General features: G+C 64.6%; 13 protein-coding genes. 9 read left to right on the top strand and 4 right to left on the bottom strand.

Annotation, left to right across the window (positions count from 1 at the left end; translation table 11 throughout):
- Positions 1-2: 2 nt before the first annotated feature.
- Positions 3-1,223: an acyl-CoA dehydrogenase family protein gene (locus FHT19_RS15530; RefSeq protein ID WP_211184999.1), complete on the bottom strand. Its 1,221-nt coding sequence runs from the start codon at positions 1,221-1,223 to the stop codon at positions 3-5.
- 229 nt (positions 1,224-1,452) lie between these two features.
- Here FHT19_RS15530 and FHT19_RS15525 point away from each other — a divergent pair, with 229 nt between their 5' ends.
- From FHT19_RS15525 to FHT19_RS15485, 9 genes are all read left to right on the top strand, one after another.
- A complete protein-coding gene (locus FHT19_RS15525) occupies positions 1,453-2,679 on the top strand; it encodes an MFS transporter (protein WP_169475847.1) in 1,227 nt (408 codons plus the stop codon).
- Between the two features lie 117 nt (positions 2,680-2,796).
- Complete coding sequence (locus tag FHT19_RS15520) at positions 2,797-4,155, top strand: MFS transporter (RefSeq protein ID WP_169475846.1); 1,359 nt, start codon at positions 2,797-2,799, stop codon at positions 4,153-4,155.
- The gene (locus FHT19_RS15515) at positions 4,152-5,015 is read left to right on the top strand and encodes a dioxygenase (RefSeq protein WP_169475845.1); all 864 of its coding nucleotides are present in this window, start codon (positions 4,152-4,154) and stop codon (positions 5,013-5,015) included. Before FHT19_RS15520 ends, FHT19_RS15515 begins: the two co-directional genes overlap by 4 nt.
- A gap of 31 nt (positions 5,016-5,046) precedes the next feature.
- Complete coding sequence (locus FHT19_RS15510; RefSeq protein ID WP_169475844.1) at positions 5,047-5,760, top strand: CoA transferase subunit A; 714 nt, start codon at positions 5,047-5,049, stop codon at positions 5,758-5,760.
- Entirely contained in the window at positions 5,760-6,419 is a 660-nt protein-coding gene (locus tag FHT19_RS15505) for a CoA transferase subunit B (RefSeq protein ID WP_169475843.1), read from the top strand. Before FHT19_RS15510 ends, FHT19_RS15505 begins: the two co-directional genes overlap by 1 nt.
- A gap of 14 nt (positions 6,420-6,433) precedes the next feature.
- Positions 6,434-7,498, top strand: a complete 1,065-nt coding sequence (locus FHT19_RS15500; protein ID WP_248290538.1) for a maleylacetate reductase — start codon at positions 6,434-6,436, stop codon at positions 7,496-7,498.
- Positions 7,499-7,619: 121 nt separating this feature from the next.
- The gene (locus FHT19_RS15495) at positions 7,620-8,120 is read left to right on the top strand and encodes a hydroxyquinol 1,2-dioxygenase (protein ID WP_168557824.1); all 501 of its coding nucleotides are present in this window, start codon (positions 7,620-7,622) and stop codon (positions 8,118-8,120) included.
- A 16-nt stretch (positions 8,121-8,136) separates the two neighbouring features.
- Complete coding sequence (locus tag FHT19_RS15490; protein WP_246866323.1) at positions 8,137-9,162, top strand: hydroxyquinol 1,2-dioxygenase; 1,026 nt, start codon at positions 8,137-8,139, stop codon at positions 9,160-9,162.
- An 85-nt stretch (positions 9,163-9,247) separates the two neighbouring features.
- Positions 9,248-10,744, top strand: coding sequence for an aldehyde dehydrogenase family protein (locus FHT19_RS15485; RefSeq protein WP_248290501.1), 1,497 nt, complete (start codon positions 9,248-9,250; stop codon positions 10,742-10,744).
- Positions 10,745-10,762: 18 nt separating this feature from the next.
- Here FHT19_RS15485 and FHT19_RS15480 read toward each other — a convergent pair whose 3' ends face one another.
- Genes FHT19_RS15480 through FHT19_RS15470 form a run of 3 tightly spaced genes read right to left on the bottom strand, consistent with a single transcriptional unit; the run spans position 10,763 to position 11,963 of the window.
- Positions 10,763-11,062 carry a YciI family protein gene (locus tag FHT19_RS15480; protein ID WP_169475841.1) on the bottom strand — a complete coding sequence of 100 codons (300 nt, stop codon included), beginning with the start codon at positions 11,060-11,062 and terminating at the stop codon, positions 10,763-10,765.
- A gap of 7 nt (positions 11,063-11,069) precedes the next feature.
- Complete coding sequence (locus FHT19_RS15475; protein ID WP_169475840.1) at positions 11,070-11,456, bottom strand: Rieske 2Fe-2S domain-containing protein; 387 nt, start codon at positions 11,454-11,456, stop codon at positions 11,070-11,072.
- A gap of 15 nt (positions 11,457-11,471) precedes the next feature.
- Complete coding sequence (locus FHT19_RS15470; protein ID WP_168557821.1) at positions 11,472-11,963, bottom strand: flavin reductase family protein; 492 nt, start codon at positions 11,961-11,963, stop codon at positions 11,472-11,474.
- Between the last annotated feature and the right edge of the window lie 199 nt (positions 11,964-12,162).

The following is a 12,162-nucleotide window of genomic DNA, read 5'->3' as shown; positions in this document are numbered from 1 at the left end:
GATCAGAACGGCGTCAGCGCGGGCAGGCCAAAGTGCAGCCGGGCAGCGTTGACCGCCGTGCGCGAACGCTGCTGGACGAAATGGGTCTTTTGCACGCTGGCATCGCGATAGATCCGCGCCAGCATGGAATCCTTCGCGCCGATGCTGGTCCCGGCCGTGGTGAAGATGATTTCCAGCGCGTCCCACGCCAGGCGGCAGGCTTCCTGCGCCATCACGAACAGCCGGCGGTCGGTTTCCTCGCTGAAATCGCCGCCCGTGACGGGGTCGGCCGCGCAAGCCTCGACGTAGCGTTCCACCACTTTGAGCAACAAGGCTTCGGCCGCATCGACCTTGCCCTGGGCGTCGCCGAAATACTGCTGGAACTCGTGGCTTTCGAACAGCGGGATCTTGGGCGGGAACCGCATGGATTTGGTGCGGCAGATCTCTTCATAGAGATCGAGCGCGCCCTTCACCGTGCCAACCACCACCGCGCCGAGTTCGATCAGGAAGTAGGAGCCCTTGCGACCGTTGTACATCGGGTTGGGATGAACCGCCGTGCCGCCCCTGGCCTGCCACATCGACATCGGCGCCGTGCGGTAGGCGGGAATGTAGAGATCCTTGACCACGACCTTGCGCGATCCGGTACCCTGCATGCCGATCATCGACCAGTTGTCGGTGATCGTGAAGTCCTTGCGGTCGATCAGCAGCAACATCGCGCTCATGGCGCCAGATTCGTCGCGCACCATGCCGCTGACCATGGCATGGGTCGAAACGTCGCAGCCCGAGGCATAGTCCCAGCTACCCGACACGCGGTAGCCATTGCCCTCGCGCTGCATCAGCACCGGCGAGCCGACCGAGGGGCAACGATAATCGCCCTTGTCGCCATAGGCCTCTTCCTGCGCGCGAATATCGAAATCGGCCAGCATGATGGGATGGCCCGAAACCAGCGCCAGGACCCAGGCGCTTGACGGACAGCCCCGGGCGATTTCCATCATCACCTGGACATACGTGGTGAGCTCGAACTCGTAGCCGCCGAACACGCGCGGTTGGACGATGCGATAGAAGCCAGCGTCGAGAAATTCCTGGTTGGTCACCTCAAGGAGGCGCCCCGCCGCTTCGGCCTGGGCCTGGCGCGAACGCAAGGTGGGGATCATCGCCCGTGCCCGTGCAATCATGTCCTGCGGGCTCAGGCCCGGTTCGGGAACATCGGCGAATGTCTTTGAACGCGCCTCTAGCACAACCATGACCTTCCTCGCTTTATCGTCTGCTCGCGGTGACGAGCTTTGAAGGATGTGTTGGTCCATGCCGCCGACGCATCGCAACCAGCGAGCCATGCACGTCCGTGCAGCGTACAATCGCACCTGGTACGCTGCACGGACGCCGTACCTTGTGCGGCTGACGGCGCGCGCCCTTTCCCATAGCTGAGCTAGGCACCCCTGCGCTCAAGACCTAAGAGGGGTTCGGGAGATCATCATGGACCTTGCGGCGGAAACCGGATTCGACACGGGCACGCGGAGTCAAAAGCTGCGCATTCTTGCAGCCTGCGCCTGCATTCTGTGCATCAATGCGGCGTTTCCGATCTATGGCGCCAGCGTCGTGAACACCGCGATGGTGTCGGAAATGAAGCTCGACCGCAGCCTGCTCGGCTTGCTGGTATCGGCCAACATGATGGTCACCGGCCTGACCGCCCCCTTGATGGGTGGTGCCGTCGGGCGCTTCGGCGCGCAGCGGACGCTGATCTTTGGCAGTTCGGCGCTGATTGGCGGCTCGCTGATCATGGCGTTTCTGGTGCATGGTTCGCTCGCCGCGATCGGGGTATTCGGCCTGATCGTCGGCCTGGCGATGAGCGCGGGCGGCTTCGTGGCAAACCAGGCCTGCGTCGCCGGCTGGTTCGTGGAGGACCGGGCACGACCCTTTGCCGTTCTCTATGCCACGATGGGTGCGGGCGGCTTTGTCGCCGCGCCGGTGATCAGCGCGGTGATCGAGCACAGCCATCGCTGGAGCGCGGGCTGGCTGGTGTTCACCGCCGTGGGTTGCGTGGCGCTGGCCTTGTCCGTCTTCGTGGTGCGCGATGCGCCGCGCTCGGCCCACGTGGTGGATTTCGGCCCTCCGGGCGAAGGCACCGGCAACGGCAACCTGGCCTCGATCAGCATCTGGCTGATCATCCTGTGCATCATGGCGGCCGGCGCAAGCAGTTCGCTCTATATCGCCCATGGCTTGGCCATGCTGCAGGACTTTGGCCATAATCCCAATGCGGCGGCCAGTTCGATGTCGATCATGGCCGCCTCAACCCTCATCGGCAATTTCCTGATCGGCGCCTTTGGCAAGAAGCTGGGGGTGCGGCGCATTCTCGCGGCGGGCAGCGTGACGTTCGCACTCGGCCTCGTCATGCTGGCCAATGCCCATGGCACCTTGTTGTTCTATGCCTATCCGCCGGTGCTGGGCGCAGGCTTTGGCGCGGTCCAGGTCGGCGCGATGGCCTTGCTCAGCCGCTGCACCTCGCCCGATCGCTTTGCCGCGATCTCGGGCGTGGCGATCTCGCTGCAGACCATTGCCAGCGCCATCACGCCATTTCTGGGCGGCTGGATGTTCGACACGCAGCACACCTACATGCCGCTGTTCGCCGCGCTGGTGGCGCTCAACCTTGTGACGGCGGTTTTCCTGGTCGCCGGCAAGGCCCTGTTCCCGAAGGACGCCTGACAAAAAGCGTACACCCAGCGGATGGGTGTTGCGCGCCGTCTTGTCGCGGCGCGCCGGGCGTGGCTCGTTCCGGCCATAATCGCGCGCGTCAGCAGCGTGAAGCAGCGGGGGAATGTCATGGAAATTCAAGGTTTACGCGAAGATGCCGGGGTCGCGGACTGGACGCCCGCCTACGAGCGGCGGGCTGTGGCGCTGTTGACCATCGGCTTTGGCCTAGTCGGGCTCGATCGCTGGATCGTGGCGCCGCTTGGCCCCAGCATGATCGCGGACCTGGGCCTGACGCCGCAAAATCTCAACAATCTCATCGCCGCACTGGGGGTGAGCTGGGGCATTGCCGCGGTGCTGCTGGGCGGTCTGTCCGACCGCGTCGGACGCAAGGAAGTGTTGATCCCCTCGCTGCTCGCCTTCTCGCTGATGTCGAGCCTGTCCGGCATGGTCAGCGGGCTGGCTGCGCTGTTCGTCGCGCGGGGGCTGATGGGCGTGGCCGAAGGGGCCTTTTGCCCCACCAGCTTTGCCTCTACCGCCGAAGCTTCGCACCCCAAGCGGCGCGGTTTCAACCAGGGCCTGCAGCAAAGCGCGTTTGCCCTGTTCGGGCTCGGCTTTGGCCCCATCCTGGCAACACAGATGCTCGCGGTCTTTTCGTGGCGCGTGATCTTTCTGCTGGTGGCCATACCGGGCCTGATCCTCACGGCGCTGCTGGCCTCGGTCATCCGCGAGCCGCGCCCGATCGCGCGCCCGTCCAAGGCAGAAGACGCCAACCCGGACAAGCCGAGACTGGCGGATCTCTTTGCCCATCGCAACGTCGCCCTGGCCATGGCGGGGCTGTTTTGCGCGATGTGCGGGATCTTCGTGCTGAGCGCCAACATCCCACTCTACCTGACCGGCTATCTCAAGCTCACGCCCGCGCAGATGGGTATCGTCACCTCGGCCATCGGCTTTGGCGGGTTTGCCGGGCAGTGGGGCCTACCTGCCGTGTCTGACCATATCGGCCGGCGCATCACCGCGATCATCGGCTTTGTGGCGGGCACCGCGTTTCTGTTCTGGTTCACGCGGATCGGCGCAGACACGCCGGTGCTGTTCACCCTGCTGTTCGTGGCGAGCGCCTTCAGCTTTGGCCTGCTGTCGCTGCTGACCGGCCCCGTCGCCACCGAAGCTGCACCCGCAGGCCGGATTTCGAGCACCGCCGGGCTGATCATCGGCGCGGGAGAAATCTTCGGCGGTGGCCTTGCTTTGGTGGTGTCGGGCATCGTGATCGGCCACTTCGGCATCCAGGCCATGCTCTACGTCGCGCTTGGCGGCCTGTCGGTCGGCGGCGTGCTGATGGCCTTCCTCAAGGAAACCGCACCGCGGCTGACCGATGGCAGACCGCACCCCTTTCACCGCGACGACAGCGGCTTGAGCGAAGCGGAAAAGGCCATGCGCGCCACCAACATCGCCAGGGCGCTGGAGAACAGCATCAGCAGGCATTATCTATGAACCACGCTAGCGAAGCCGCGCTGACCGACCGTGTGCTTGCCCAGTATCGGAACACACCGGACCCGCGCCTGCGGCAGATTCTGAGCTCTCTCATTACCCATCTCCATGACTTTGCGCGGGAAACCGGGCTGACTTTTGCCGAGTGGCAGCAGGGCATCGCGTTTCTCACCCGCGTGGGCCAGATGTGCACTGGCGATCGGCAGGAGTTCATTCTCCTGTCGGACGTGCTGGGCCTGTCGATGCTGGTCGACACGATCGACCACCGCAATGCCGACGGCGCATCGGAATCGACCATCCTGGGCCCCTTCTTTGTCGAGGACGCGCCGGACCTGCCGATCGATGCCGCCATGGACGCTGGGCAAAGCGGCGTGCCGCTGCGGGTCACCATCGATGTCAAAGGCGGCGAAGGACAGCCTTTGCCCGATGCCGAAGTGATCGTCTGGCAAAGCGACAACGACGGGCTTTACGATATCCAGCACGAGGCGGGCAGCGGCTATTTCCTGCGCGGGCGCTTCCGCACCGATGCGCAAGGCTGCCTGCGATTCTGGACGATCACCCCGCCGCCCTACCCCATTCCCGACGACGGGCCGGTGGGTGACCTGCTCGGCCTTGCCGGTCGGCATCCGTGGCGCCCTGCCCATGTCCATTTCCTGATCGCGGCCGAACAGCACCGCACGCTGGTGACGCATCTCTTCATCGGTGGCGGGGACTATCTCGATTCCGATGTGGTGTTTGGTGTGAAGCAGGGGCTGGTGGTCGATCTGGAACGCCATGCCGCGGGCCGTGCGCCCGATGGGCGGGACTGCCCCCATGGGTGGAACAGCCTTTCCTACAGCTTCTGCCTTGCCCCCAGCGCCTAGATCCAGGGCCGGGATTTTCGGGGATCGATCGATGTCATCAAAACTCTATGCCACCCCTGCCCAGGCGATTGCCGGCCTGCTGTTCGATGGCATGACCATCATGTCGGGCGGCTTTGGCCTGGTCGGCAATCCCGAAAGCCTGATCCCGGAAATTCACGCCTCGGGCGTGCGCGATCTGACGGTGATTTCGAACAACGCCGGCGCTGATGGGTTCGGTCTGTGGATGCTGCTGCACAGCCGCCAGGTGCGCAAGATGATCGCGTCCTATATCGGCGACAACAAACTGTTCGAGCAGCAATATCTGTCGGGCGAACTGGACCTGGAACTGACGCCGCAAGGCACCCTGGCCGAACGGATCAGGGCCGGCGGCGCGGGCATTCCGGCGTTCTACACCCGCACGGGTGTTGGCACCGTGGTGGCCGAAGGCAAGCCGACCGAGATGTTCGACGGCCATCTCTATGTGCGCGAAACCTGGCTGCGCGCCGATCTGTCGATCATCAAGGCGTGGAAGGCCGACAGCGAAGGCAATCTGGTCTTCCGCAAGACGGCGCGCAATTTCAACGCCCCCATGGCCACCGCTGGCAAGATCACCGTGGCGGAGGTGGATGAGATCGTGCCCGACGGCACGCTCGATCCCGATGGGGTGCACATCCCCGGCATCTACGTGGACCGTATTGTCAAAAGCACGATTGCCGAACGCCGCGTCGAAAAATTGACCACCCGTCCCCGCCTGGAGAACGCCTGATGCCTTGGTCCCGCGACGCCATGGCCGCCCGTGCGGCCCTCGAACTGCACGATGGCTATTACGTCAACCTGGGCATCGGCATTCCCACGCTGGTGGCCAATCATCTGCCCCAAGGCGTGAAGATCACGCTGCAATCGGAAAACGGGATGCTGGGCATGGGGCCGTTTCCCTATCCCGACGAAGTCGATCCCGATCTGGTCAATGCCGGCAAGCAGACGATCACCCAGTTGCCGACCTCCACCTATTTCGACAGTGCGCAGAGCTTCGCCATGATCCGCGGCGGCCATATCGATGCCGCCATCCTGGGTGCGATGCAGGTTTCGGCCAAGGGTGACATCGCCAACTGGATGATCCCGGGCAAGATGGTCAAGGGCATGGGCGGGGCGATGGACCTGGTGTCCGGCGTCAAACGCGTGATCGTGATCATGGACCACGTTTCCAAGGATGGCAGCGCCAAGATCCTCGAGCAATGCACCCTTCCCCTTACCGGAATGGCCTGCGTGGAAATGATCATCACCGACCTGGCCGTGTTCACCGTATCGCCCGATGACGGCCTCACGCTGATCGAACTCGCCCCAAACGTCAGCGTGGACGAAGTCCGTGCCAAGACCGGCTGCGGCTTTGCCGTGCCACACGCAGCGCTCGCGCCCCAGCATTGAGAGGAACCCCGGTGGTGTCCCCCTTCGTCTATCAATCGCATCCCGCCCGGGTCGTGTTCGGGCCGGGCAGCCTTGGCACGCTGGCCGAGGAAATCGGCCGGCTTGGCGCACAACGCGCCTTTGTGCTTTCCACGCCCGACCAGGCCGGCGTCGCCAGCGATCTGGTCGCGCGCCTGGGTGATCTGGCCTGCGGCTCGTTTACGGGCGCGCGGATGCACACCCCGGTCGATGTCACGCTGGCCGCGATGGCCGACGTGACAGCGGCCGGGGCGGATTGCCTGGTCGCCGTGGGCGGGGGATCCACGATCGGCCTGGCCAAGGCGATCGCCCTGCGCACCGATCTTCCGCAGATCGCCATCCCCACCACGTATGCCGGATCGGAAGCCACCGCGATCATCGGCCAGACCGAAGATGGCATCAAGACCACGCAGACCAGCCTGCGGGTCCTGCCCGAGGTGATCCTCTACGATGTCGATCTCACCACCAGCCTGCCGGTGGCGATCTCGGTCGTCTCGGCGCTCAACGCCATCGCCCATTCGGTCGAAGGGCTCTATTCCCAGCAGGCCAACCCCGTGATCTCGCTGATGGCGCAAGAGGGCATCCGTGCGCTGGCGGCAGCCCTGCCCCGGCTGGTGCGCGATCCGCATGACTTGGCCGCGCGCTCGGACGCGCTCTATGGCGCCTGGCTCTGCGGAACGACGCTGGGCGCGGTGGGCATGGCCCTGCACCACAAGCTTTGCCACACGCTGGGCGGCACGTTCGACTTGCCCCACGCCCAGACCCATGCCGTGATCCTGCCCCATGCCCTGGCCTACAACGCATCCCACGCGCCAGACGCCATCGCGCGGATCGAGGCGGCCCTGGGCCGAAGGGACGCGCCCTTGGCGCTGCACAACCTCGCCCAGGCGCTGGGCGCGCCGGTCTCGCTCAAGGAACTGGGCATGCCGCGTGACGGGCTGGACCGGGTGGTCGAACTGACCCTTGCCAAGCCTTACTGGAACCCCGCCCCGCTCGAGGCACGGCGCCTCAAGGCCTTGCTCGAACGCGCCTGGGAGGGCCTGCCACCCGCCGCCGATTGAGCCCGCGCCGAACGCCCAGCGGACGGCCGGCCATTGCCGATTTACAATCCACGGCCTTGTCTGGGAACTATCCCCATTCGCTCTGACGCCGAACAGACACAAGACGAACAAGGACTTACCAATGGATTACAGCACCAGTCTCGGTTCACTGACCGACTACGAGAAGGGTAAGGTCATTCCCATTGACGATGACCCCAAGAACTACGTCTTCTCCAACGTCTTCGAAGTGGCGGCAACATCGCGCCCCTACGAACGCGTGGCTGTTGCAAAGAACTTCGAATACGTGATCGAAGTGGCTCGCGCCGAAGGCCGGTCGGATTGGTACACCGCCGCGCACGATGAATTTGCCCTGGCGATGGACGGCGAAGTCGAAATCGAACTGTTCAAGCTCGACGCCCCCGCCGCTTTCGCCCCCGAAGGCAGCCACGGTGCACGCAAGCTGGGCGGCGAACCCGAAGGGCGCAGGATGGGACGGATCGTCCTGTCTCGCGGGCACCAGGGCCTTTTGCCGCGTGGCGCCGCCTATCGTTTCAACGCCGCCAGCCCAGGCTGCCTCATGATCCAGACCGTCGAAGGTCCGGAAACGGTGCAGAAATGGGCAGAGATCTGCCAGAACTCTTGAGATTGGGATCCCTATCATGGCCATGTCAGCAGACGCACCGACCGCAGCGCCCTCCGGCGAAGCGCTTGTCACCCACACCGAAATCGGACCGATCGACAACGCCACCGGCTACCGCTCGTTCACAGCCGGCAGCTTCACGTTCTCGCGCGACGAGTATTTCGCGCGGATCAGCTGGCCCAAGGGCACCCACACCATGCCGGTCGATGCCTTCCTTCGCGCCATGATGCGCGACGTGGCCTGGGGCTTCTTCTACGGCACTGTCAATTTCGACGACGTGGTGGGCACGGTGAACCATTATGGCGAGGTGACGCTGTTCGCCGGCCGCTATAACGACGCCTACCACGATGCCGGCCGCGACCATGAGGAGCGCTTCCCCAGCGAAGTGCTCATGCCGCTGTTCAAGGCGATCATGAGCGACTGGACCAACCAGGGGTTCGACCCGTTTGCCGCACCGATGGAAACCGGATCGGCCTGGGGATCGAAGAACGGCAGCAACGAAGACGCCATCACACGCACCCGTGTTTCGGCCAAGCGCATGGTCGGCCTGCCCGGTGACACCCCGCTGCGCACCGATGCCAACGGCTTTCCCGCCAACCGCATGTTCCCCGACATCGATCGCTCGGCGCCGGTGATCGAAGCGGAGCCGGGATTTGAAGGCGAAGTGCACGCCTACAACCTGTTCGACTACCTCTCGCGTTCGGACGTGACGTGGAACCCCTCGGTCTGTTCGGTGGTGGGCGAAAGCCTGTTCTGCCCGACGACCGAGGAGTTTACGCTGCCGGTGGACCATGGCAACGACCGCTGCGAATGGTTCATCACCCTGTCGGACGAAATCGACTGGGAAATCAAGGACAAGGAAAGCGCCAAGCCGCGCGCCACGGTCGTCACCCGCGCGGGCGACGTCTCGTGCATGCCCGCCGATATCCGCCACAAGGGCTTTGCCAAAAAGCGTGCCATGCTGCTGGTCTGGGAAAACGGTTCGCCGATGATCCCCGAACTGATCGCCAAGGGCGAGGCACCGATCGTCGCGGTCACCTGGTAGCACCCAAGCCGGATTTCGCGCTCAGGGGGCAGGCACTTGGCAAAGTTCCTGCCCCTTTCTGTCCCGTTTTCAAGGATATGCCCCCGTGCCCAGATTACAGCCGATTGCCCCATCCGAACTCAAGACCCGCCTTTACATCAACGGTCAGTGGGTCGACGCGCTGGCGGGCGGCGAGATCGATGTCATCAACCCCTTCGACGGCTCTGTCCTGACGCGGGTGGCCGAGGCGCGCGCCGAGGATGTCGACCTGGCCGTCGAGGCCGCGCGCGCGGCAGCACCGGGCTGGGCACGCCTGCCCGCGCACGAACGCGGCCGGCTCCTGCTCAAGCTGGCCGATGCCATCGAAGCCGATGCCGACTACCTCGCAAGGCTGGAGGCCACCAACACCGGTCACCCGGTGCGCGATTGCATCGGGCTCGACGTGCCGCGCACGGTGCTGTGCTTTCGCTATTTCGGCGGCATGGCCGACAAGCTGGAAGGTTCGGTCATCCCGGTGGACGCGGGCTTTCTCAATTATGTGAAGCGCGAGCCGATCGGCGTGGTCGGCCAGATCGTGCCCTGGAATTTCCCGCTGATGTTCGTCAGTTGGAAGCTCGGCCCCGCGCTGGCAGCGGGCAATACGGTGGTGATGAAGCCCAGCGAAATCACCCCGCTGTCCACCCTGCGCGTGGCCGAACTGATCGAGCAGGTCGGCTTTCCCAAGGGCGTGGTCAACATCGTCACCGGTTATGGCAACACGGCCGGCCAGCGCATTGCCGATCACCCCGGCATCGGCAAGGTTTCCTTCACCGGATCGACCAATATCGGGCGCGAGATCGTGCGGTCCTCGGCCGGCAATCTCAAAAAGGTGCAGCTCGAACTGGGTGGCAAGGGACCGAACATCGTGTTCGAGGACGCGATCATCCCGGCGGCGGTTGGCGGATCGGCGTTCGGCATCTTTCACAACCAGGGGCAGGCCTGCATCGCCGGCTCGCGCCTGATCCTGCATGAAAAGATCGCCGATGAATTTCTCGATCGGTTCATCGGGCTGGCCCGTTCGATCCGGCTGGGCGATCCGCTCGACACCGACACCGAAATGGGGCCGCTGACCTCGCGCGTGCATCACGAGCGCGTGCTGTCGTATGTTCGGGTGGCGCAAGACCAGGGCGGCGAAATCCTCTCGGGCGGGCAAGTCCCGGCCGCACCTGAACTGAGCAAGGGCTTTTTCATCGAGCCGACGATCGTGCGCGCCGCACCGGGCGACCGGGTGCAGCGCGAAGAAGTCTTCGGCCCCTTCGTAACGGTCACCACGTTCAAGACCGACGAGGAAGCGATCGCCATTGCCAATTCGACCGATTACGGTCTCGGCTCGGGGCTGTGGACGCAGAACGTAACGCGGGCGCATCGCTTTGCCGACCAGATCCATGCCGGCATGGTCTGGATCAACTGCTACAAGCGGGTTCATCCCGCCTCGCCCTTTGGCGGCGTGGGCGTATCGGGCTATGGCCGCGAGATGGGCTTTGAAGCGATGCGCGAATATACCCAGCCCAAATCGGTATGGGTCAATGTCGACGCGCAGATTCCACCTTTCTACGCGCGATAGGATGCTTGGCTGGGCGCGCTATGGCGGCGTGCCCAGCCCCCATTCCCAGCGGTCCACCTCGAACCGCGCGAACAAACCTGCGTGCCAATAGGGATCGCCTTCGAGATAGCGCAGCACGGCGCCACGGTCGGGCGCCTCGAGAACCAGCATGGTTCCGTGTGCCGCCTCGCCACGGTCGTCCACGACCATGCCGCCTGCCACCGCGCGCACGCCGTGATGCTCCTGCCGGATATAATCGCGATGGGCGGGCCGCACGCGGGCACGGATTTCGGCCGACGTGGCGGGCTCGTCATAGGCGCGGAAGATGAAATAGGGCATGGCCCGCTTATCCGATCACTACCAGGCCCGCCGCATCGACGCGCAGCGGCACGGGATCGAGCTTGCTGCCGACGCAGGCGCCATCAATGCAGAGCCCGTCCTCGACCTGGAACACCGCCAGGTGGCGGCGGCACATGATGCGGCGGCCATCGCGCGCAAGAAACTCGTTTTCGCGCACGTTGAGCGGCAGCGAGTAATGCGGGCACAAGTTGAGATAGCCAAAGAGCTGCGCGCCCTGGCGGATGACGAACATCCTGAAGGCATTGAGGCCGGTGCCAAAGACATATTCCCTTCCGCCCGCCCCGATATCGGCAATCGGGCCCAGTGCCGTTCCGGGCGCGGGGGCCTGCGCCCGCAAGCGCCAGGTTGGCTCGGCCTGCTCGGCTGGTTCCATGGCTCCCACTGCCGCTTAAAGGGCGTGCGGGGCGTGAAAGCCGCCCTTGACGAACACCAGTGGTGACGCCGTGCCCTGCCCCAAGGCCTCAACCGCGCCAACGACCAGATAGTGATCGCCGATCTCGATCACCGATTCGGTTCGACATTCCACCCAGGCGGCCGCGCCGTCGATCAGCGGCAGGCCGGCCGGGGTGACCCCGCAGGCAACCTCGGCAAACTTGTCTTCGACTTTCGAGGAGAACGTCTTGCAGAGCGCGACCTGCTCGGCCGACAGGACGTTGGCGCAGAACCGCCCGGTCTTCTCGATCTTGGGCCAGGTGCCCGAACCCTTGCCCGGAAAGAAGCCGACAAGCGGCGGATCGAGCGAGATGGACGTGAACGTGCCCACCACCAGCGCGAACCGTTCGTCCCCTTCGCACGCCGTGATCACCGCAACGCTTGTGGGGCAGCATCCCAGAACGTCACGGAAGGTTCTCGGATCGGTGGCGTCCAAAATCGTGCTCATGGGCTGTCGCTTCCTAACCTGCTGTTGTCCCGCCGATCGGAACAGGCCTGCCCAGGCGGCATGCCTGCCGGCGTTCCATGCGTCCAGATCGGCCGCGACCGCTGGGCGGACGGATCGACTTTTGCGGCTTACCGGCGGCCGGCCAAACCTGAAAAAGCAGTCCCAGCCGCCGCATAAAGCCGGCGCGACCGCACGCTTG

The sequence above is a fragment of the Novosphingobium sp. SG919 genome, from assembly GCF_012932495.1.
GTDB classification, from domain to species: Bacteria; Pseudomonadota; Alphaproteobacteria; order Sphingomonadales; family Sphingomonadaceae; genus Novosphingobium; species Novosphingobium rhizosphaerae.
Note: the sequence above shows the minus strand (reverse complement) of the source record. Positions and strands in the feature narration are given on the sequence as shown.